This window comes from Stenotrophomonas sp. 78350_Sma (assembly GCF_056482105.1).
Genome location: NZ_CM151182.1, coordinates 2,398,999 through 2,418,436 on the forward strand (window position 1 = coordinate 2,398,999; position 19,438 = coordinate 2,418,436).

Genomic DNA, 19,438 nt, shown 5'->3' on the forward strand with positions numbered 1-19,438 from the left:
GTATCCCCTTCCATCAATGCAGCCCCGCCACATAGTGGCATGCAGCGTTCCGTCCTGCGGAACTCACTCTATTAACGTGACGCGTCACACCCGGCTGCCCCAACCCATTGGCGCCCCATCCCTACCCCACTATAGTTCCAGCCCCCACAAGGACGGAGGCGGCGCACATGCCCTACATCGGAATCGGACTCCACATACTGGCAGCCATCTACTTCGCGGTGCACGCCATCCGCTCGGGGCAGAGCCTCTACTGGCTCATCCTGCTCTTCTCGTTCCCGCTGCTCGGCAGCGTCGTCTACTTCCTGGCGATCTACTTTCCGGAAGTCCGCCACTCGCGCGGCGCCCGGCAGGTCGTCCGTTCCGCCAAGCAGCTCATGGACCCGGGCCAGGACCTGCGCAACGCTCGCGCCGAACTGGCGCGCACGCCCACCGTGCAGAATCGGGTTCGCCTGGGCATGACGCTGCTGGATGCCGGCCAGGCCGAGGAAGCCAGAACCTTGCTGGAGCAGGCGGCCAGCTCACCGCTGGGCGACGATCCCTACATCCTGAGCGGCCTCGCCCGCGCCCGCCTCGAGTCCGGGCACGCCGCGCTTGCGGTGGAGACGCTGGACGGTCTGTTCGCCCGCCATCCGGATGTGCGCCGCAAGCCGGAACAGACCCTGCTTTACGCGCAGGCACTGGCTGCCGCCCAAGCACCCGGAGCCCGCGCCGCATTCGAGCGCGCCGTCGAATGCGGAAACGATGCGGCCGCTCGCTGCCTGTACGCCGAATGGTTGATGGCGCAGCCGCAGCCCGCCGACCGCGAGCAGGCTCGCAGCCTGTTCGCCAGCATCATCGACGATGCCCAACACTGGTCGCGGCACGCGCGCAGCCACAATGCCGCATGGCTGGAGCGGACCAAGGCCGCGTTGAAGGGCTACTGACGCCTGGCTGGCTTTGGTAATTCTGTCGCATCCGCCTCGCTAATGGTCTCGTCGGGCGGATGCCGACAGTCCGTAGGCCTGCACCACTGGCATCGCCGATAGCATTGCAGCGCAAGGCTCCAGCCTCATTACGTGGTATGCAACGATTCTGAAAATGTTGAATGTAGTGGCGGCATCGGCCTTACTGCATTGGCATCGCGCATAGCCGGGGGTATTCCTTCTTGTGCCACCAATACATCGGTGGTCGGGGCTCGAAATCCCGGTAACGCGACTGTAGTTTGCGCTTGCCAGCCGGCACCAAGCTTTGTGGTGCCGGCTGGCAATCCGTCGGCCGGTTATGGCGGGCGGTGCGTGGGGGCCTTGTGCTCACCGGTCATAGTCGCGCACCGGATTTCGAGCCACGCACCGTCCGCCACCTTTATCGGTGGCGGCTTCTGCCTGCCCGTAAGGAGCCCAGCCATGACCCAGCCCCACTCCCCTGCCCCGCACCCGATCAATGACGCGCCCGCAAACGGCTCTGCGTTTGATCCGAACACCCTCATCGCCCTGCTGCACAGCATCGGCGCCGGTGCCGCCTCCGATGGCCAGCCCTGGCCAGAGCGCCATCAGATGCCCGGCCGACGTCTCGCTCTGGCCGACACCGATTGCTCGCTGGCCGGCCTTCGCGTGGTATTGGAGATCCTGTTGGCCGCACAGCGCGCCCGCGAAAACGGCGAACTGGAGCAGTACGTCGGGCCCCGCGTCATGGAGGGCCTGATCATGGCCGGGCTGGGCCTCGTGGCGCACGCCAGCACACGGGTACGGCCGGACGACTGAGTGGCGCGGTACTGCTGGGCGGCCACGCTGCTGTGCCTCGTGGCGGTGGTTGCGGCACAGACGCGGTGGCTGTCGCCGCCACTGCCATCTCCTATCGGGTTCCAAAGCATCAACGACGATCGAATCTCACATCTGCGCCGCCAGGTGATGCAATTCGTGGAGTCTCGGCCACGACAGGGCTTCCAGTTCGTGGAACAGCATGAAGACGCCTCGTTCCAGATTCATTGCAGAGGCGTTCCCGTGCTGTGGCTGGAGCGGCGGCCCCAGCATGTGCTGTTGCAGGTCTCACTGGATGCCATGCAGCGTGCGCCCGCAGTTCTTCAGATGCGGGCAATCCTCCAATGGCAGCTGGAGCCACTGGATTATCTGGAGCAGGTGCTGGCTGGTGTACCGGAGCCTGTTCTTATGGATCGGGTGCTGCAGATTCTCGCCGGCAAGGTGCCTGATGGGGCGCGATGCGGCCCGCAGTAGTCGAGCATGGCTCGACCCTACAGCGGCGCGGGTTGCGACTGCTCCGGTTCCTGGATGGAGCCTTCCAGCAAGGCCACGTAAGTGTCCAGGCGTGTGCGCATGCTGATCAGCATCCAGCCCAACAGGTACAGCAGCACCATACCGGCCGTAGCATCGTAGCCGACGCGCAGCAGCTTTCAGAAATAGAACCCGATATTGAGGTTCAGCCGTGAATGCCAGCGCGACGGGCCGCCATTGTTGATGCCGATGCCATCACCGCCGGCAAACCACATGTTGCGGCCGGCAATCCAGTCGACATAGGTGAGCATCACGCCCTTCTGCAGGCTGCAGCCGGTAACGTTCTGCCAGGAGTCGCGCACCCCGCTGCTGTGCCCCACCGGGCGCGTCATGCTGAGGTTGTTGTAGCAGGTCAGGTCGTCCATCCAGCCGCGCGGGCCAAAGGAATAGGCAACGTTGGCACTGGGTACATCGGCCTCGGCCGCGATTTCAAACGGGGCCTGGAACGCCGACAATGCGATGCGCTCGCCGGGCACGGTGTAGCGATAGCGAGCCCATTGCAGCTGGGTGGTCCAGCCATCGCGCTTCCACTGCGCGTGCACGGCGGCGGCCTGATGGCCGTGATGGCGGCGGCTGCGGGTGTTCTGCACCTTGCCGGCGAAGGCCGACGCGCCGACCTGCAGTTCGCCTCCTGCCCAGTCGTGCGATTGCTCGACGCGTACATTGAACCGCTGCCGTTCGCGATACGGCAACGCATCGGTCTGTGCCACATCGAAGGAATAGCGGTCGTAGCGGGCCCCGGTTCCGTATTCGTCACCGGAGAACCAACCGAGGTGCCAGGTGGTCTTGCCGGCCTGGTGGATCACTACCACGCCCGGGTCGTAGTCGTCCTCGATGCCCAGGTAGTAGCCGGACCCGAACCAGAAACTCTGCGAGACCGTGGGCAGCAGCCCGAAGGGCACCTGCTGGATGCCGGCCTTCAGCTGCGTGGCGTCGGTGAACTGCCAGCCTGCGTAGGCGTGATGGATGGCATCGAAGCCGTCGTACCACCGGTATTGCGCAGAGAAGGAGAAAGGCCCGCTGCCGGCGTCGATGTCGGCGCGAAGCAGCTCCAGCTGCAGGCGGCTGGTGGGCCCGTAATCGAGCCAACCATAGTTGAATCGAATGGCACCGCCGAGATCGAAATGAGGCGCTGTGTTGCGGTCTTCGCTGGCCGCGCGCGCATCAAGCGAGGGTGCGGCCAGTGCTGCTGCGATGATGATGGGAACTGCCCTCACGGTCGCGTCCTGCCTCCTGTTCTGCGAGTGAAAATACTCGATTCCAGCCTTGGTGCACGTCATACCTCAACGTGAGGCATGACGTGCTGCGGCGTACAGGTTACGCAATGGAGGGTGAAGCGAACGTGGGCCGGCCGTGCTCACATACCCAGATCAGACAGCCCCGGATGATCATCCGGGCGACGCCCCAGTGGCCAATGGAACCTGCGCTCGCTTTCCTTGATCGGCATGTCGTTGATGCTCGAGAACCGATGCTCCATCAACCCATCCGCTCCGAATTCCCAGTTCTCGTTTCCATAGGAACGGAACCAGTTGCCGGAGTCGTCATGCCACTCATAGGCGTAGCGCACGGCAATACGGTTGTCGGTGAATGCCCACAGTTCCTTGATCAAACGGTAGTCCAGTTCCTTCTTCCATTTGCGGGCCAGGAATTGCCGGGCTTCCTCGCGGCCATGGGTGAACTCGGCGCGGTTGCGCCAGCGGGTGTCGAGCGAATAGGCCAGTGCGACCTTGTCGGCATCGCGGGAGTTCCAGCCATCTTCGGCAAGGCGAACCTTCTCAATGGCCGATTCAAGGGTGAACGGCGGCAGCGGCGGACGGGGTGCTTCAGTGGACACGGTGGGGCCTCCAATCAAATGGATGAACGGGGTACTTCGACGGATTCTGATGACTCAGGCGTCAGCGCCTGGCCTGCTCCAACAACACTTCTGCAACATCCCTGGCGGTGTCTGCGGCGTTGTAGTCGCCCATCACGCGCGAGATGGTGATGGCGCCTTCCATGAGAACCAGCAGCTGCCGCGCCAGTGCGTCCGGCTGCTTGATATCCAGTTGCGTGGTGAGTCCCAGCGTGTAATCCAGCAGCTTCTGCTTGTGGTGTTTTGCGATGTGGCGAATCGGATCGTCGGGGTCGCCTACCTCGCCGGCGGTATTGATGAAGGCGCAGCCGCGATAGCCCTCGGACTGGAACCAGCCCTTGAGCACGGTGAACATGCCGAGGACGCGTGCTTCGGGGCTGTCGGCCTTGTCGCACTCCTGCTGGAACCAGTCCAGCCAGCGCACGTCGCGCGCGTTCAGTGCCGCAGCGGCTACCTGGTCCTTGTTTTCAAAGTGACGGTAGATGCTCTTCCGGGCAACGCCGGAGGTCTTCACCAACAGGTCCATACCGGTGGCGTGGATCCCGTTCTGGTAGATCAGCGCCTCGGCCGTGGCCAGGATCTTCTGCTGGGTTTCGGTGGTGGTTGTGTTCACGACGCAAAGGTAGAACGATCGTTCTACCCTGTCAATGGGCGGCGAAGCTGATCAAGGGCGCCAGGCTGATTGTGTACCCAGGGCGCCCCACGGCCTGACCGATACCCACATCGATAGCCGAGCATGGCGCGGCTCTACAGGGAAGCCAGCTCGCGCGCAAGGAACGGCGCCGTCCTGCTGCCTTTGGTCCGCGCAACCTGCTGCGGCGTTCCCTTCGCGACGATGGTGCCCCCTGCCCCGCCAGCTCCGGGGCCTACATCAATCACCCAGTCCGCCTGTGCGACCGCGCGCATGTCGTGCTCGATCATCACCACGGTGTTGCCCGCGTCCACCAGCCGCTGCAGCTGCACCAGCAGCCGGTCCGCATCGGATGCATGCAGGCCGGTGGTGGGCTCGTCCAGCACGTACAGCGTGCGCCCGCGCTGGCTGCGCTGCAGCTCGGTGGCCAGCTTGATGCGCTGGGCCTCACCACCTGAAAGCTCGGTGGCCGGCTGGCCCAGCCTCAGGTAGCCCAGGCCGATTTCCTGCAGCAACTGCAGCGGGCGGGCAATGGCGTCTTCTTCGGCGAAGAACGCGTGCGCCTGGTCAACCGTCATCTGCAGGACCTCGGCGATGTTGCGGTCATTCCACTGCACCTTCAGCGTGGCTTCGTTGTAGCGTGCGCCATGGCAGGTGGGGCATGGCGCGTAGACGCTGGGCATGAACAGCAGTTCGACGCTGACAAACCCTTCGCCTTCGCAGGTTTCGCATCGGCCCTTGGCCACGTTGAACGAGAAACGGCCTGCGTCGAAACGGCGGCGGCGCGCGGCCGGTGTTGCGGCGAACAGCTTGCGCACGTGATCGAACAGGCCGGTATAGGTGGCCAGGTTGGAGCGTGGCGTGCGGCCGATGGGCTTCTGATCCACCTGCACCACGCGTTGAATGGCATCCACATCGCCGGCCAAGCGGCCTCGTGTTGCTTCGATCACGCTCGGTCCATCGTTGGGCTCGGCGTCCGCGCCCTCGTCCACCGGCTCGTGCCCGAGGTGCAGCAGCATCAACTCCGGCAACGCCTGTGCCATCAGGCTGGACTTGCCCGAGCCGGAAATGCCGGTCACTGCCGTCAGCAATCCCAGCGGTACCTGTGCGTCCACACCCTGCAGGTTGTGCCGGTGGATGCCCTGCAGTTCCAGCCAGTTGCCGGCGCTGCGTTGCCGGCTGGCAGGTGCAGGCACCTGGTCGAACAGATACAGGGCCGTACGCGAGTCCTGGACGTGGCGCAGGCCGTCGGGCTCGCCACTGTAGAGCACGCGGCCGCCGTGTTCCCCCGCCTGCGGGCCCACATCCACCAACCACTGCGCGCGGCGCATCAGCTCCAGATCGTGTTCAACAACGAACACCGAGTTTCCGCCGTCGCGCAGCCGCTCCAATGCGTCGTACAGCGCCTGGCTGTCGGCCGGATGCAGGCCGGCCGAGGGTTCGTCGAGCACGTACAACACACCAAACAGCAAGGAGCTGAGCTGCGTGGCCAGCCGCAGGCGCTGCAGTTCGCCGGCCGACAGCGTGGGCGTGGCGCGATCCAGTGAGAGATAGCCCAGGCCCAGGTCACGTAGCTGGCGTACACGCGCCATGACCCCGCCGGCCAATCGTTGTGCCGCCAGGCGCTTCTCTTCGGACAAGGCCGAGGTCAGGCGCACGTCGGGAGCACCCTCGTGGGTCGCCTGGCCACTCGCCGCCCGACGGGCGCGATCGCGGGGTGTCGCACTCCTGCTGGTGCGAGCGCCCTTGCCGTGGGCACCGAAATCTCCCTGCGCGATGGGCTCCAGCAGCGCCGCCAGCTGATCCAGGGGCAGCCGCATGAACTCGCCGATATCCACGCCCGCGAAGGTGACCGAGAGTGCCTCAGGCTTCAGGCGTTTCCCGTGGCAGGCCGGGCACAGCCTGCCTTCCATGTAGCGCGAAACGCGCTTGCGCATCAGCGCGCTCTGCGTGTTGGCAAAGGTGTGCAGCACGTAGCGACGCGCGCCGGTATAGGTGCCCATGTAGCTGGGTTCCTGCTTCCGCTTGAGGGCGGCGCGCGTCTCGGCGGGGGTGAAACCGGCATAGACCGGGACGCTGGGTGCTTCCTCGGTGAACAGGATCCAGTCGCGGTCCTTCTTCGGAAGCTTCTTCCACGGCACATCGATGTCGTAGCCCAGCGTGACCAGGATGTCGCGCAGGTTCTGGCCATGCCATGCCGGTGGCCACGAGGCGATGGCACGCTCGCGGATGCTCAGGGACGGGTCCGGCACCATCAACGCTTCGGTCACTTCGTAGACATGCCCAAGGCCATGGCACGTGCTGCACGCGCCCTGTGGCGTATTGGGCGAGAAGTCCTCGGCGTACAGCATGGGCTGGTTGGCCGGGTAGGCGCCTGCGCGCGAATACATCATGCGCACCAGGCTGGACAGGGTGGTCACGCTGCCCACCGATGAGCGCGCGTTGCTGGCGCCGCGTTGCTGCTGCAGGGCTACCGCCGGCGGCAGGCCATCGATGGCGTCCACATCGGGCACGCCCGCCTGGTCGATCAGGCGCCTGGCATACGGCGCAACGGACTCGAAGTAGCGCCGCTGCGCCTCTGCGAAGACGGTACCGAAAGCCAGCGAGGACTTGCCCGAGCCCGATACCCCGGAGAACACCACCAGTGCGTTGCGCGGAATGGAGACGTCGACATTCTTGAGGTTGTGCTCGCGCGCGCCGCGGACCTCAACGCAACCGCTTGCGGCGGCAGCGCATGACGATTCACCAAAGGGGGTGTTGGACATCTTCGCGATCCTGCGGGCAGTGAACGGCGTGCGTCGGAGCGCGCCCAATGGTGCATTCTCGCTGCTGCGGGGTGAATGTGGGTGATGGCGCGGTCACGCAATGCGTCATTCCCAAACACCAGTACGAACACCAATAATGGACTGTCAGCGGCTATCCGGCCGAACCGGCTCGCGGGTGCCAGTCCTGGAGGCGAACGCCACCTTCTCTCCATTGACCAGCTCGACCACGAGCTGGTTGGAGCGATTGAAGCCGATGGTGCTCACCCAGGCGAAGTGCGAGACGGTAGGCCGAAGCTGCGATGTGCGGCGATACAGTTGACCCAGGGTGATGGTGCGAACCAAGCGGCCACGATTGTAGAAATGCAGCACCGGCTCGCTCAACGCCACGTCAGCCGGAACCAGGTTCATGCCCTCGTAGCCGACCACGACCGATTCCCCATCGTCCGACGGGAACAGCCAGCGATGCCATCCGGGTATCAGCCAGGCATCCCGCCCCGATGCCTGGGGCGTTACCCGCGTTGAATTGAGCGCCGGATCGGAATCAGCACAGAGATTCCGCGTGGGGGAGCATGCCGTGAACCTCTCCGGCGGCGGCAGCGGGGAGTCGGCAAGCGCCGGGCCCGCAGCCAGTAGTGCAGCGACAAGCGTGATGAGAACCTTCATGTCACTGCACCCCTCGATGAAGTGGTGGCCGAAGCGGAAACTAAGCGGCGTGCACGTAGGGCGCTACCGCCGCGGCCAGCACATCGATTCCCCACGCGGAGCCCGCGATCTCCTCGGGCTGGCTTCTCTTGAAGCGTGACCAGTCGGCCCTGGCAAGTCTGCCGACCAGAAGCTGATCGGCAGGAAGCTGGTGCATCGACCAATAGGGAAACTGCCGGGTGGAGACGCGCCCTCGCGCCAGCTCCACCACATCGGTATGGCTGGACGATTGCAGCACGCGTTCGTAAACGCTGGCCACTCCATCTTCCGGCCCTTCGAAGTACTGCACGAATCGCGTGCCGTCGTGCAGCAGCACGCCCGTCACGCCCGCCACCTTGTTGAACCTCGCGGCATCGGCCACGAGCGCCTCCAGGCGATCAATCGTAAGGCCCTCTACTGCTTGACTTGCATATACAACGGCCCGAATGGGCATGAATTTCGCCTTGAATGTGGCGCCACATCGGCACCTGTTCACACTCTAGCACCCGGTACAAGCCTGCCCCCTGATCCTGATTCTTAACCCTTCAGAATACGGAGGGTCGATGGGTGAGCCTTACGGCACGTCAGGCGGCATGATGGGCGCCCCACACGTTCAGGGCATTGTTCATCTTCATGCGAGACATCGGACAGTTCTATGTAGTAAGCGTCGAAGGAGTGGCGCGTGAGGATGGCACCCTGCTGCAGGTCACCCGGATTGATTGCTCCTGCCTGAAATGCTCAAGGCAATTCCGGGCCATTCCTGATCATGGGCTTGTCGACCTCAACGGCGCTGCTTCGCTCAGCTGCCCGGGGTGTGGCAACCACCAGTCCGTCAGCCGTGCACGGCTGGAGGAATTCACGTTGCGTAGTGACCCATGAACTGACCCGCACCACTTCTCGACACCGCGCCAACGCGCCCGACACCTCTGCATCGATATCTTCCCGTAGTAGACCCACAACGGCGTTCCAATGAGTCATACCGGCATATTCAAGATCACCGACCTTACCTACAGACCGGGTGCGGAGGGCGACCTGGCCCGGGCCCTGCAGATCGAAGCAACCTGCACGGCGTGCGGCGCAACCAGCGTCTGGGGTGAGCAGGAGATGGAGCATGTGAGAGGCGGAACCGTGCTTGCATGCCGCGCGTGCGGTACGCGCCAGGCCATCAGCAATGCCGGCCTGATCAGTTGCCCGTCCGAGAGACGACACCGCCAGGGCTGACCGGGACGGGACCGGGCAGCCACATGCGCTGCCCGGTAGCCGTCATCGATGGGCCATCAGCCGCCGACTGCCGATGCCTGCGGCCGGTGCCGTTTGATCCAGTCCAGTGATTGGGCAATACCACCGAACGGAAAGAAGTGCGGGCTGACCAAGCCATGGGCGTCAGTCAAACCGCTCACCAAGTGGTCCACGAATACTTCCGGCCCTGCGGTTCCGAGCAGCCGCCCGATCGAGATACCGTATCTTGCCAGCATCGATGCACTGGCACCCACCCCGCACATTGCGGCGTAGCGTGCCAACCGCGCGATGCTTGCCGGACCCGGCACACCGACCAGCACCGGAACGTCGATGCCACGGGCGCGCAGCGCGTCCAACCAGGCCAGAACGATGTCGGCATCGAAGGCGAACTGCGTGATGATCATCGGCGCCATGCCGCGCGCTACGATGGCCTGGCACTTGTGTTCCAGCACCTGCCAGCACTCGACACTGCCCATGACCGGATGGCCCTCGGGGTGACCACCGATGGCGACGGCCTTGATGCCGGCCTTCTCCAGAAGCCCGGTCTGGATGATCGAAGCGCTATCAGCAAATGGGCCGGCGGGCGTGGCCAGATCTCCGGCGATCACCAGGCACTGGGCGACACCGGCCTCGTTGGCGGCGCGCTGCAGGAACCGTTCAAGCACCGCACGCGACCCGATGCGGCGGGCCGAGAGATGCGGCATCGGCTCGAAGCCCAGTTCGCGCACCCTGCGCGCCGCAGCCAGTCGTGCGTCGTCGTCCTCGCTGGCCAGCCAGGGAATGGAGATTGTCGTGCCGCGTGGAATGCGGGCAGCCTCCGTGCGCAGTGCCGGCATGGCTTTGGCGCTCACCTCCAGCGAAAAGGCATCAAGAAAGGCCCGCGTCCGCAGCGACGAAGGTGCGGACATTACGTGCCCCCGCGCGCATTGCTGGCCAGCGGCGTGCTGTTCCGCGCCAGTTCGATGAAAGCCTGCAGGTAGTCGATACCGGTATCGGCCTCGCGCGCACCCAGGTAGATCTGCTTGGGAATGCCCTTCGCACCCAGGCGAACGGGCACCACATCCATGCGGGCGGCATACTCCTCCACCAGCCAGCGTGGCATGGCCGCCACGCCGCGGCCGCTGGCCACCATCTGCATCATGATGTCGGTGGTTTCAATGGCCTTGTGCCGGCGTGGGGTGATGCCGGCCGGCAGCAGGAACTGGTTGTAGATGTCCAGGCGCTCGAACGGCACCGGGTAGCTGATCAGTACTTCCTGGCCGAGCTGGCGCGGCTTTACATGGTCGACCTTGGCCAGGGCGTGGTTGCTGGCCACCACCAGCACCTGTTCGTAGTCGAATACGGGAATGAACTTCAGGCCCGGCTTCAGCAGCGGGTCCGGGGTGACCAGCAGGTCGATCTCGTACCCGAACAGCGCGCCAATGCCGCCGAACTGGAACTTCTGCTTGACGTCCACGTCCACATCCGGCCAGGCGGCCAGGTACGGCGAGACGATCTTCAGCAGCCACTGGTAGCAGGGATGGCACTCCATGCCGATGCGCAGTGCGCCTCGCTCGCCCTGTGCGAACTGGCCCAGTCGTTCCTCGGCCAGGTCCAGCTGTGGCAGCACCCGGTTGGCCACCGCCAGCAGGTACTGCCCGGCCTGGGTCAGCCGCAGGCTGCGGCCTTCGCGCAGCCAGACGTCGGTGCCCAGCTGCTGCTCCAGCTTCTTCATGCTGTGACTCAGGGCCGACTGGGTCAGGTTGAGTACGCCGGCGGCAGCGGTGAGCGAGCCTTGCTGCTCGACCTGCTGCACGATACTGAGGTGGATCCGCTCCAGCATGATGATGAATCCCGCTCATGGATTGGTGAAGTAATACCATTTTACGTCATGGAAGGGCGTGGCTAGCATCGGGTCATGCTTTCACCTACCCGCCCCCTTCGAATCGTCGCCGTTTCCGGCGGATTGCAGCGCCCCTCGAGGGCCGCCACCCTGGCCGAGCATCTGCTGGGCCTGATCGGCGAGGACATCCATAGCGAGCAGCACCTGGTCGAGCTGGGCGAACTGGCCCCGCAGCTGGCGGGCGCGCTCTGGCGTTCGCAGCTGCCGGACATCGTGGAACGCCAGTTGGCTGCCGTCGAACAGGCTGATGTGCTGGTGGTGAGCACGCCAGTCTATCGCGGGTCGTATACAGGGCTGTTCAAGCATTTCTTCGACTTCATCCACCAGGACGCACTGGTCGACACCCCCATCCTGCTGGCCGCCACCGGTGGCAGCGAGCGCCATTCGCTGGTGATCGACCATCAGCTGCGCCCGCTCTTCAGCTTCTTCCAGGCACGCACCCTGCCGTTGGGCGTCTACGCCACCGACCGCGACTTCGCCGACGGCTGCGTGCACAACGATGCCCTGATCGAGCGGGCACGGCTGGCGGTGCGGCGGGCCTTGCCGCTGCTGGCCCTGCCCCGCCATCGCGCCGCCGCCCTCGAGGCCGCCGCAGCATTCTGAATGCCGGATGCCTTCGCCCGCATCCGGATGTCACCCCGCAATACGGAACGCCGCCCATGACGACCGACACCTTCACCTTCAGCATCACGCGCATCCCCTTCAACGAGGACTACCAGCCCGCCGATGGCACGCGCATCACCACCAATTTCGCCAACCTGGCGCGTGGTGCATCCCGGCAGGAGAACCTGCGCAACACGATCAGCATGATCAACAACCGCTTCAATGATCTGGCGCACTGGGACAACCCGAGTGCGGATCGCTATGCGGTCGAGCTGGACATCATCTCGGTGGAGATGCACATCGACGGCGGCGATGGCAGCGATCCGTTCCCGCTGATCGAGGTGCTGCGCCCGACCATCGTCGACACCCGCACCGGTGCCCGTACCGAAGGCATCGTCGGCAACAATTTCTCGTCCTACGTACGCGACTACGATTTCAGCGTGGTGCTGCCGGCCAGCAACGAAGGCAAGGCCACCTTTGGCATTCCGGACGGCTTCGGCGACCTGCATGGCAAGCTGTTCAAGCATTTCCTGGAGTCTGATGCCTACCGTGCCAACTTCAGCAAGGGGCCGGTGATCTGCATCAGCGTATCCAGCAGCAAGACCTACCACCGCACCGAGAACCACCACCCGATCCTGGGCGTGGAGTATCGCCAGGGCGAGTTCTCTCCCACTGACCAGTACTTCGACAAGATGGGCCTGCAGGTGCGCTACTTCATGCCGCCGGGCAGCGTCGCACCGCTGGCGTTCTATTTCCAGGGCGACCTGCTGGGCGACTATTCGAACCTGGAACTGATCGGCACCATCAGCACGATGGAGGCCTTCCAGAAGATCTACCGCCCGGAGATCTACAACGCCAACTCCGTGGCAGGCAAGGTCTACCAGCCCAGCCTGAAGCACCAGGACTACTCCTCCACCCGCATCGTCTACGACCGCGAAGAGCGCAGCCAATTGGCGGTCAAACAGGGCAGGTTCACCGAAGAACACTTCATCAAGCCGTACCGCGCCGTGCTTGAGCAGTGGGCTGCCCGCTGATCCATCGATTCCCCATTCGCCCCCAGGAAACAAGACGCAATGTCGACGAAGAAACTGCTTCCCACCTCCACCGCAGGCAGCCTGCCCAAGCCCTCCTGGCTGGCCGAGCCCGAGAAGCTCTGGTCACCCTGGAAGCTGCAGGACGACGGCCTGATTGAAGGCAAGCAGGATGCACTGCGCCTGTCCCTGCAGGAACAGCAGCACGCCGGCATCGATATCGTCAGCGACGGCGAACAGACCCGGCAGCATTTCGTTACCACCTTCATCGAGCACCTCAGCGGTGTCGATTTCGAGAAGCGCGAAACGGTGCGCATCCGCAACCGCTACGATGCAAGCGTGCCGACCGTGGTTGGCGCGGTCAGCCGCCCGAAACCGGTGTTCGTGGAAGATGCGAAGTTCCTGCGCCGCCAGACCGCACACCCCATCAAGTGGGCCCTGCCCGGCCCGATGACGATGATCGACACGCTGTACGATGCGCACTACAAGAGCCGCGAAAAGCTGGCCTGGGAGTTCGCGAAGATTCTCAACGAGGAAGCAAGGGAACTGGAGGCCGCTGGCGTGGACATCATCCAGTTCGATGAGCCCGCCTTCAATGTGTTCTTCGATGAAGTGAACGACTGGGGCGTGGCCGCGCTGGAGAGGGCCGTCGAAGGCCTGAAGTGCCAGACGGCGGTGCACATCTGCTACGGCTACGGCATCAAGGCCAACACCGACTGGAAGCAGACACTGGGCTCGGAATGGCGCCAGTATGAAGAGTCGTTCCCCAAGCTGCAGACCTCGAGCATCGACATCATCTCGCTGGAATGCCAGAACTCGCACGTGCCGATCGACCTGATCGAACTGGTGCGCGGCAAGAAGGTGATGGTGGGCGCCATCGACGTGGCCTCCAATACGGTGGAGACGCCGGAAGACGTGGCCAACACGCTGCGCAAGGCGCTGAAGTTCGTGGATGCGGACAAGCTCTACCCGAGCACCAACTGCGGCATGGCACCGCTGGCGCGCGAAGTGGCGCGCGGCAAGCTGCGCGCGCTCAGCGCCGGGGCGAAGATCGTGCGTGAGGAGCTTTCGGCGTGATCATCGACGGGGGATTGCGCTGGCGTCCCCCAAACTGCATCCGGGGCTCACGCATCAGCCCCGCCCTGGATGGCGGCCGAGCGGCCTCTTTTCCGCGCCAGCCGCAGAAAGAAGTATGCGATCACGACCAGGCCGATCACCGAAGGCAGCATCTGTGACCAGGGCTGCCCAACGCGGACGACGTTGCCAGTCAATGCAGAAAGCATGGCGAATACGGAGGCTGTCATCTTGTAGGCATGCTCGAACTGCCAGAGCGAGTGATGCCAGCGCCGGGGAAAGATCCATTTGACGGCGTCATACACGAGGATCAACCACAGCGCCGCAACGGCGGAGTAGTCCACTGTCGTCAGGCGGCCCGGGCGATCCAGTACCTCGATAGAAAGGGGCAGCGCAATCGACACAGCTGCCAGCAGCGCGGCTGCGTCGACCAGCGACGGCCCGGCACCCTGCGCTCGTGCCACGCGCCAGCCCCCCAGCAGCTGGTAAGGCACGAGCAGGCTCAGGACGGCAAATGCGGGAATGAACCGGAAGAAGATCGTGCCGGCAGCGGCCGTCGCACAGACCACCAGGGTGAGCCAGATGAAGGCCGTTCCGAGGCGCTTGTGCGCGGTGGTGCCCTTCTCCCTGAACAGGATGAGGAAGCCTACAGCCAAGGCGATGGAGCCTGCTGTCACATGAATTGCGATATTTGCCAGATGCACTGCTTTCCCCCTGGAAAGTGCCGGACCTGAAGGAGGAGTGTGCCCCTTCTCCCGCTCACTTTCGTGCTGCTTCCAGGTCAGCTGCAAATGGGTTGCGACGAGAGGCGGCTTGGGGTGACGAAACATGCTCCAGCCGCCGTGGAACCATCATCGCCTGCGTGCACGGCGCTCCGGGCAGTCCTTCGGATCGAACAGTTCGAGGGCGCTCATTATCTGGAGATTGGTAAACGCCCCGTCATGTCCCTGTGCGACAGCCTCGCAGTACCAGTAGATCTGCTCATCCCTGTCCTTGGGCACGCCCTGCCCGCTGGCATACAGGTTCCCGAGTTCGAACTGGGCGGGCGCGTAGCCCGCCATTGCCGCCTTGCGGAACCAGGCGGCTGATTGGATATCGTCCTTCGGCACGCCGATACCATCGGCATACATGGTCGCGAGCACGGCCTGGACCTCGGCGTCGCCACTTTTGGCAGCTGCCATCAGTTCCTCAACCGAGTTGAACCTCGGCGGGGGTTCGATCTGGTCACACCACACCTGGCCCTCCTTGCCACTCGAGCACAGCTTCTGGCGAGCATCGCTGACCAGAATTCCCTTCAGATCCTGGACGGCCGCCTTGGTGTACCAGCGCATGGCCTCGGCCCGGTCTTTGGTGAGGCCCGCGCCGCCGCGCTCATACAGGCTGCCAAGGTTGTACTGCCCCGCGGAAGCTCCTCCTTCGGCCGACCTGCGGATCCAGAAGAGGCCCTGCGCATCATCCTTTGACACGCCCAATCCCTCCAGGTACATCATCCCCAGGTCGGACTGTGCAAGACCGTTGCCTTGCTCCGCCGCCTTGCGCACCCAGAACAGTGCTTGCGCGAGATCCTTGGGAACCCCGGTTCCATTCAGATACATCACGGCAAGGGAGGATTGGGCAGATGCATGGCCCTGCTCAGCAGCCTTGCGATACCACTCAACCGCCGTCACCGGGTTCCTGACCACACCGTTGCCTTGGTTGTAGCGATCTCCAAGATCATTCTCGGCATCTGCGCTGCCGGTCTCGGCTGCTGCCAGCACGCTCTTCAACGAGGCCGCTTCGTCATTGCCAAGCGCGTGGGCGCTGCAGGCGAAAACAAACAGGCCCGTGCACAGAACTGTGCGAACCCGGGCTCCAATCGAATCTTCCATGAACTTCTTCACTCTTCATCAATTCCAGAAAAATACCGCGTGCAAATCAAACTCAGGCTTTGCCGCTCACTATCGCCATGCGCGCTGCACCTTTCCGGGCTTCCGCAACGGAAAATATTCCTACGCGCGTGGTCACGGCATCCCCCGGAACCCCGAGCATCGAGGGTGGCGATCGATGCTCAGGGCGCGATTATAGGTGCTGGTACTGCCTTTCGCAGCGCCAGGACCTTCTTGATCCGTGCCACTTCCCCGGCTCCGGCCTCGGCCAACCGACGGGCCTGCTGCCGTTGCTGCCGCGACTGTACTGGTGACGATCTGCCCGCTTCGAGTGTGGCACCCACCACCCTCGCCACCGCATCGCGCAGCCGCAGCTGCGGGCAGAGTCGTGCAGCGCACCAGCGCTCGGCGTAGCGCTTGGCCTGCCGTGCATTCGCTGCTGCAACGATCTTTGCCTTGGGCACTCTGCGTGCTTCCAGGCACACCCGGAAGCCAAGCACTGCATGCGGCACGATGTTCGCTACGGAGCGCCCATTCCACCACAGGTCCCAACGTTCGCCGCTCTGCACCCAGCCGGAATGCCGGGGGACGGACATTGAATCTGCGATCTCAAGGCGGGAATCCATGGCCGGAAGAATACGATCGGCTGTCGCACGGATTGAGATTGCGATGGCAACGCGATCATCGACCATGAATCGTTCAAGAAGGCGCCGGCTGTCCGCTGCCTGGACGCGCTACCCTGTTGCCCGATGTCTTCCATGCGCAACGTCCTCCATCGCGATCTCGTGTCCAAGGCCGCATCGCTGCCCCGGTTGCCCGGGGTATACACCTTCCACGATGAGGCGGGAGCCGCGCTGTACATCGGCAAGAGCGTGGACATCCGGCGACGGGTGCTGGACCACCTTCGGGCGCCGGACGAACAACGGCTTGTCGGCAGGACCGACGGGTTTTCCTGCATCCGCACCGCCGGTGACATCGGGGCGCAGCTGCTGGAAGCACGGCTGATCAAGCAGGCCAAGCCGCTGTTCAACAGGAAGCTTCGCCGCAACAAGCGACTGTGCACGATCGTGCTGGCGGCTGACGGGGTCCGCATCGAGGATGTCCACGGCGCCGATCCTGCTCAGGCCCATGGATTGTTCCCCGGCCGTCATGCCGCCATCGCCGCACTGCAGCGCCTGGCGGACGAGCACCAGCTCTGCTACGGGCGGCTGGGGATCGAATCGGTGCGTGCCGGGGCGCCCTGCTTCCGCCACCTGCTCAGGCGCTGCGCGGGTGCCTGCAACGGCAGCGAACCGGCCTCGGCGCATGACGAACGGCTGCGAGGTGGCCTGGCCGGCTACCACCGGCGGGCATGGCCCTACGCCGGCGCAATTGGCATCGACGAGCGCTCGGAGGACATGCGGCAGATCCATGTGGTGCGTAACTGGACGTACCTGGGCTCGGCGCCGACGATCGCAGCAGCGCGAAGGCTCGATACGCCAGCAGTCGGTTTTGATCGTGACGGCTACAGCGTGCTTGCAAGGCCACTGGTCGGTGCGTCGGTGAAGGTCATCGCTCTCTAGTGGAATGCTGGCCGCGGGGCCACCCGAGCCCACGGGCGATGCGCCTTCGCACAGCCATACGAACAGAACTGCGTTCAACGTGACGGGTTACATTGAACCGGACCGCAGCAACGCTACGCACAACGCCATGAAGCCGCCACCCACGGCCAACGCCAGCCACGCCCTGCCCATGCTGCGGGCACTGAATACGCCCACGCCCACCGCCACCATCAGCACGAACCCCAGCAGCGAGCTGGCCAGCACGGAGACTGCCGGCGGCACATCGGTCAGCGCAGGCAAGCCCAATGCCAGCGCGGTGGCGGTTGCCGCGGTGAACGCGTAGCCGCCGGCCGAAGCGGCCAGCACGCGACCGGCCACCTGCCAGCGATAGCCGGCGCCCCGCCCTTCCACGGGCTTGGCGCTGCGTGGCGCCTCCTGCACCTGCGGCCAACGCCGCTGCAGCATCACCGCCATTCGTGCCAACACCAGGCCGAATGCCAGTGCGGTGAGCTCCACCCCGGCCTGCTGCCACGCACCCCGCTGCAGGTACATCACCAGATGCTGGCCGGTGGTGGCCAGATTCATCAGCGGCAGCGCCAGGCACAGCACCGCGGCCAGCCACAGCTGCTCGATCCATGCCTGCCGTGGCGGGCGCGACAAGGCATGCAGCAACGAGACCGCCCAGGCCAGCAGGAATATGCGTATCTCCCAACCGCTACGGTCAGTCATTGCCAACGGCAGCAGCCGATTGGCATGGAAGTAGACAATGCTGGCCAGCGCGATGCCGGCCAACGACACCACATTGAACGCTTCCATCCATCGGTAGATGCCCGCCGTAGGCGCACCGAACTCATGCTCGCTGCGCTTGCGCCGCTTGATGGAGAACAGCAGCGTCCCGATCGCGATCATCGCCGTGCCCAGCAGGCCACTGATGAAGTACAGCCACTTCATCGGCCAACCGCCGAAATCCGCTTTGTGCAGTGCTTCGATGCTCTCGTGCACCTGCGCGGCACCCACGCCATGCGGGTGCGACGCGTGCTGTTGCAGCAGTGTGCCGCTGGCAGCATCGAACGTGATCCGACTGGCCTCGGTCAGCAGGCGTCTGTCCGCGCCTTCCACCGGTTTGCGACCCACCACTTCCACCACGCTGTGCACGGTGCCGGGCGTCTGGATGATGATCTGTGCCGGCGATTGCCCGCTGATGGCCTGCGCGCGCGCCAGCAGTTGCGGTAGGTCCGGCAGTCGTGCGATGGAAACCAGGATGGCGGGCGGAACCGGCTGTGCGGGCGCCAGTTCGGCTTCATAGCGCGCGTACGCGCCATCTGCATCGCCATAGGTTGCATGCACGGGCCACGGCAGGTAGCTGCTGTAGAAGAATGCGAGCCCGGTGTAGCCGATCATGAACAGGAAAGGCAGAGTCAGCACAGCGCTCAGGTTGTGCGCATCCAGCCAGCTGCGCTGGCCCTTGCCGGGGCGGAAGGTGAAGAAATCCTTGAAGATGCGCTTGTGCACCACTACGCCGGAGACCAGCGCCAGCAGCATGCAGGCCGTGATCCAGCCGACCAGCCAGTAGCCGGCCATGCCACCGTGCAGGGTGTAGTGGAAGGACATGAAATGGCGCCCGCCCTCGGTTTCCCGTAGGCGAGGTGGCGGTTGTGGCATGCCCGTGCTGGCATCCACCCAGCGTTCGTGCGCGATGCCGTCGCCCTCCTCCCATGACAGTTCCAGCGGCCACCCTTGCTGGGCAGGCCAGCGGATCTGCCAAGCCTGCGCATCGGCGGCGTGGGTGGCCAGCCATTGCTGCGCACGTGCCGCCTGCGCTCCCGCGTCCATCGCTGGCGAGGAGGCCGGTACGGGACCGGCCTCCATCCAGCGCGTGATCGGCTCACGGAACACGCTGAGCGTGCCGGTCAGGAAGATCGCGCACAGCAGCCAGCCACTGGCAAGGCCACACCAGGTATGCAGCCACGACATGCTTTGGCGGAAACCTGCCTTCATGCCGTTGCC

General features: G+C 64.5%; 21 protein-coding genes. 8 read left to right on the plus strand and 13 right to left on the minus strand.

Annotated elements, in window-relative coordinates; genetic code table 11:
* The first annotated feature begins 167 nt into the window (after positions 1 to 167).
* The 3 genes from ACZK4H_RS11185 to ACZK4H_RS11195 all read left to right on the plus strand — a co-directional run bounded on the left by ACZK4H_RS11185 (position 168) and on the right by ACZK4H_RS11195 (position 2,210).
* Complete coding sequence (locus ACZK4H_RS11185; protein ID WP_099552188.1) at positions 168 to 923, plus strand: tetratricopeptide repeat protein; 756 nt, start codon at positions 168 to 170, stop codon at positions 921 to 923.
* A gap of 459 nt (positions 924 to 1,382) precedes the next feature.
* Positions 1,383 to 1,739, plus strand: coding sequence for a hypothetical protein (locus tag ACZK4H_RS11190; protein ID WP_099552187.1), 357 nt, complete (start codon positions 1,383 to 1,385; stop codon positions 1,737 to 1,739).
* The gene (locus ACZK4H_RS11195; protein ID WP_099552186.1) at positions 1,740 to 2,210 is read left to right on the plus strand and encodes a hypothetical protein; all 471 of its coding nucleotides are present in this window, start codon (positions 1,740 to 1,742) and stop codon (positions 2,208 to 2,210) included. It begins immediately after the preceding gene.
* 17 nt (positions 2,211 to 2,227) lie between these two features.
* Here ACZK4H_RS11195 and ACZK4H_RS11200 read toward each other — a convergent pair whose 3' ends face one another.
* The 7 genes from ACZK4H_RS11200 to ACZK4H_RS11230 form a co-directional block, all read right to left on the minus strand.
* Positions 2,228 to 2,350 (minus strand): hypothetical protein, encoded by a 123-nt coding sequence (locus tag ACZK4H_RS11200; RefSeq protein WP_275086453.1) that lies wholly within the window; start codon positions 2,348 to 2,350, stop codon positions 2,228 to 2,230.
* Between the two features lie 36 nt (positions 2,351 to 2,386).
* Positions 2,387 to 3,484: a hypothetical protein gene (locus ACZK4H_RS11205; protein ID WP_099552185.1), complete on the minus strand. Its 1,098-nt coding sequence runs from the start codon at positions 3,482 to 3,484 to the stop codon at positions 2,387 to 2,389.
* Between the two features lie 140 nt (positions 3,485 to 3,624).
* Positions 3,625 to 4,101 carry a nuclear transport factor 2 family protein gene (locus ACZK4H_RS11210; protein ID WP_099552184.1) on the minus strand — a complete coding sequence of 159 codons (477 nt, stop codon included), beginning with the start codon at positions 4,099 to 4,101 and terminating at the stop codon, positions 3,625 to 3,627.
* Between the two features lie 61 nt (positions 4,102 to 4,162).
* The gene (locus tag ACZK4H_RS11215; protein ID WP_099552183.1) at positions 4,163 to 4,732 is read right to left on the minus strand and encodes a TetR/AcrR family transcriptional regulator; all 570 of its coding nucleotides are present in this window, start codon (positions 4,730 to 4,732) and stop codon (positions 4,163 to 4,165) included.
* Positions 4,733 to 4,866: 134 nt separating this feature from the next.
* On the minus strand, positions 4,867 to 7,515 hold the full coding sequence (locus tag ACZK4H_RS11220) for an excinuclease ABC subunit UvrA (RefSeq protein WP_099552182.1): 2,649 nt from the start codon (positions 7,513 to 7,515) through the stop codon (positions 4,867 to 4,869).
* Positions 7,516 to 7,659: 144 nt separating this feature from the next.
* Complete coding sequence (locus tag ACZK4H_RS11225) at positions 7,660 to 8,178, minus strand: hypothetical protein (RefSeq protein ID WP_143567585.1); 519 nt, start codon at positions 8,176 to 8,178, stop codon at positions 7,660 to 7,662.
* 40 nt (positions 8,179 to 8,218) lie between these two features.
* Positions 8,219 to 8,650 carry a BLUF domain-containing protein gene (locus tag ACZK4H_RS11230; RefSeq protein ID WP_099552180.1) on the minus strand — a complete coding sequence of 144 codons (432 nt, stop codon included), beginning with the start codon at positions 8,648 to 8,650 and terminating at the stop codon, positions 8,219 to 8,221.
* 515 nt (positions 8,651 to 9,165) lie between these two features.
* Between ACZK4H_RS11230 and ACZK4H_RS11235 the strand changes: the two genes are divergently transcribed.
* The gene (locus ACZK4H_RS11235) at positions 9,166 to 9,417 is read left to right on the plus strand and encodes a hypothetical protein (protein ID WP_099552179.1); all 252 of its coding nucleotides are present in this window, start codon (positions 9,166 to 9,168) and stop codon (positions 9,415 to 9,417) included.
* 56 nt (positions 9,418 to 9,473) lie between these two features.
* Here ACZK4H_RS11235 and ACZK4H_RS11240 read toward each other — a convergent pair whose 3' ends face one another.
* Positions 9,474 to 10,343, minus strand: a complete 870-nt coding sequence (locus ACZK4H_RS11240; protein ID WP_099552178.1) for a methylenetetrahydrofolate reductase — start codon at positions 10,341 to 10,343, stop codon at positions 9,474 to 9,476.
* On the minus strand, positions 10,343 to 11,257 hold the full coding sequence (locus tag ACZK4H_RS11245; RefSeq protein ID WP_099552177.1) for a LysR family transcriptional regulator: 915 nt from the start codon (positions 11,255 to 11,257) through the stop codon (positions 10,343 to 10,345). Before ACZK4H_RS11245 ends, ACZK4H_RS11240 begins: the two co-directional genes overlap by 1 nt.
* A gap of 75 nt (positions 11,258 to 11,332) precedes the next feature.
* Between ACZK4H_RS11245 and msuE the strand changes: the two genes are divergently transcribed.
* From msuE to ACZK4H_RS11260, 3 genes are read left to right on the plus strand one after another with little or no spacing between them, the layout of a single operon-like run.
* The gene (msuE, locus tag ACZK4H_RS11250; protein WP_099552176.1) at positions 11,333 to 11,920 is read left to right on the plus strand and encodes an FMN reductase; all 588 of its coding nucleotides are present in this window, start codon (positions 11,333 to 11,335) and stop codon (positions 11,918 to 11,920) included.
* Between the two features lie 56 nt (positions 11,921 to 11,976).
* Positions 11,977 to 12,954 carry a DUF1852 domain-containing protein gene (locus ACZK4H_RS11255; RefSeq protein WP_099552175.1) on the plus strand — a complete coding sequence of 326 codons (978 nt, stop codon included), beginning with the start codon at positions 11,977 to 11,979 and terminating at the stop codon, positions 12,952 to 12,954.
* Positions 12,955 to 12,993: 39 nt separating this feature from the next.
* A complete protein-coding gene (locus ACZK4H_RS11260) occupies positions 12,994 to 14,028 on the plus strand; it encodes a methionine synthase (protein WP_099552174.1) in 1,035 nt (344 codons plus the stop codon).
* Positions 14,029 to 14,075: 47 nt separating this feature from the next.
* On the opposite strand, the gene ACZK4H_RS11265 is transcribed toward ACZK4H_RS11260, so the two are convergent.
* The 3 genes from ACZK4H_RS11265 to ACZK4H_RS11275 all read right to left on the minus strand — a co-directional run bounded on the left by ACZK4H_RS11265 (position 14,076) and on the right by ACZK4H_RS11275 (position 16,582).
* Positions 14,076 to 14,855 (minus strand): DUF2306 domain-containing protein, encoded by a 780-nt coding sequence (locus tag ACZK4H_RS11265; RefSeq protein ID WP_143567583.1) that lies wholly within the window; start codon positions 14,853 to 14,855, stop codon positions 14,076 to 14,078.
* Positions 14,856 to 14,876: 21 nt separating this feature from the next.
* Positions 14,877 to 15,905: a tetratricopeptide repeat protein gene (locus ACZK4H_RS11270; RefSeq protein ID WP_099552172.1), complete on the minus strand. Its 1,029-nt coding sequence runs from the start codon at positions 15,903 to 15,905 to the stop codon at positions 14,877 to 14,879.
* A gap of 167 nt (positions 15,906 to 16,072) precedes the next feature.
* Complete coding sequence (locus ACZK4H_RS11275; RefSeq protein ID WP_239503721.1) at positions 16,073 to 16,582, minus strand: hypothetical protein; 510 nt, start codon at positions 16,580 to 16,582, stop codon at positions 16,073 to 16,075.
* Between the two features lie 66 nt (positions 16,583 to 16,648).
* On the opposite strand from ACZK4H_RS11275, the gene ACZK4H_RS11280 reads away from it, so the two are divergent.
* Positions 16,649 to 17,452 (plus strand): endonuclease, encoded by an 804-nt coding sequence (locus ACZK4H_RS11280; protein ID WP_099552171.1) that lies wholly within the window; start codon positions 16,649 to 16,651, stop codon positions 17,450 to 17,452.
* A gap of 87 nt (positions 17,453 to 17,539) precedes the next feature.
* Here ACZK4H_RS11280 and ACZK4H_RS11285 read toward each other — a convergent pair whose 3' ends face one another.
* Positions 17,540 to 19,405: a PepSY-associated TM helix domain-containing protein gene (locus tag ACZK4H_RS11285; RefSeq protein ID WP_239503720.1), complete on the minus strand. Its 1,866-nt coding sequence runs from the start codon at positions 19,403 to 19,405 to the stop codon at positions 17,540 to 17,542.
* Between the last annotated feature and the right edge of the window lie 33 nt (positions 19,406 to 19,438).

Excerpts from the sequence above, each read along its gene's own strand:
- ACZK4H_RS11275 (WP_239503721.1), bottom strand. The coding sequence starts at position 16,582 with ATGGTCGATGATCGCGTTGCCATCGCAATCTCAATCCGTGCGACAGCC.
- ACZK4H_RS11190 (WP_099552187.1), top strand. The coding sequence starts at position 1,383 with ATGACCCAGCCCCACTCCCCTGCCCCGCACCCGATCAATGACGCGCCC.
- ACZK4H_RS11200 (WP_275086453.1), bottom strand. The coding sequence starts at position 2,350 with ATGGTGCTGCTGTACCTGTTGGGCTGGATGCTGATCAGCATGCGCACA.
- msuE (WP_099552176.1), top strand. The coding sequence starts at position 11,333 with ATGCTTTCACCTACCCGCCCCCTTCGAATCGTCGCCGTTTCCGGCGGA.
- ACZK4H_RS11265 (WP_143567583.1), bottom strand. The coding sequence starts at position 14,855 with ATGTTTCGTCACCCCAAGCCGCCTCTCGTCGCAACCCATTTGCAGCTG.
- ACZK4H_RS11225 (WP_143567585.1), bottom strand. The coding sequence starts at position 8,178 with ATGAAGGTTCTCATCACGCTTGTCGCTGCACTACTGGCTGCGGGCCCG.
- ACZK4H_RS11185 (WP_099552188.1), top strand. The coding sequence starts at position 168 with ATGCCCTACATCGGAATCGGACTCCACATACTGGCAGCCATCTACTTC.
- ACZK4H_RS11260 (WP_099552174.1), top strand. The coding sequence starts at position 12,994 with ATGTCGACGAAGAAACTGCTTCCCACCTCCACCGCAGGCAGCCTGCCC.
- ACZK4H_RS11240 (WP_099552178.1), bottom strand. The coding sequence starts at position 10,343 with ATGTCCGCACCTTCGTCGCTGCGGACGCGGGCCTTTCTTGATGCCTTT.
- ACZK4H_RS11280 (WP_099552171.1), top strand. The coding sequence starts at position 16,649 with ATGCGCAACGTCCTCCATCGCGATCTCGTGTCCAAGGCCGCATCGCTG.
- ACZK4H_RS11230 (WP_099552180.1), bottom strand. The coding sequence starts at position 8,650 with ATGCCCATTCGGGCCGTTGTATATGCAAGTCAAGCAGTAGAGGGCCTT.
- ACZK4H_RS11220 (WP_099552182.1), bottom strand. The coding sequence starts at position 7,515 with ATGTCCAACACCCCCTTTGGTGAATCGTCATGCGCTGCCGCCGCAAGC.
- ACZK4H_RS11255 (WP_099552175.1), top strand. The coding sequence starts at position 11,977 with ATGACGACCGACACCTTCACCTTCAGCATCACGCGCATCCCCTTCAAC.
- ACZK4H_RS11245 (WP_099552177.1), bottom strand. The coding sequence starts at position 11,257 with ATGCTGGAGCGGATCCACCTCAGTATCGTGCAGCAGGTCGAGCAGCAA.
- ACZK4H_RS11235 (WP_099552179.1), top strand. The coding sequence starts at position 9,166 with ATGAGTCATACCGGCATATTCAAGATCACCGACCTTACCTACAGACCG.
- ACZK4H_RS11285 (WP_239503720.1), bottom strand. The coding sequence starts at position 19,405 with ATGTCGTGGCTGCATACCTGGTGTGGCCTTGCCAGTGGCTGGCTGCTG.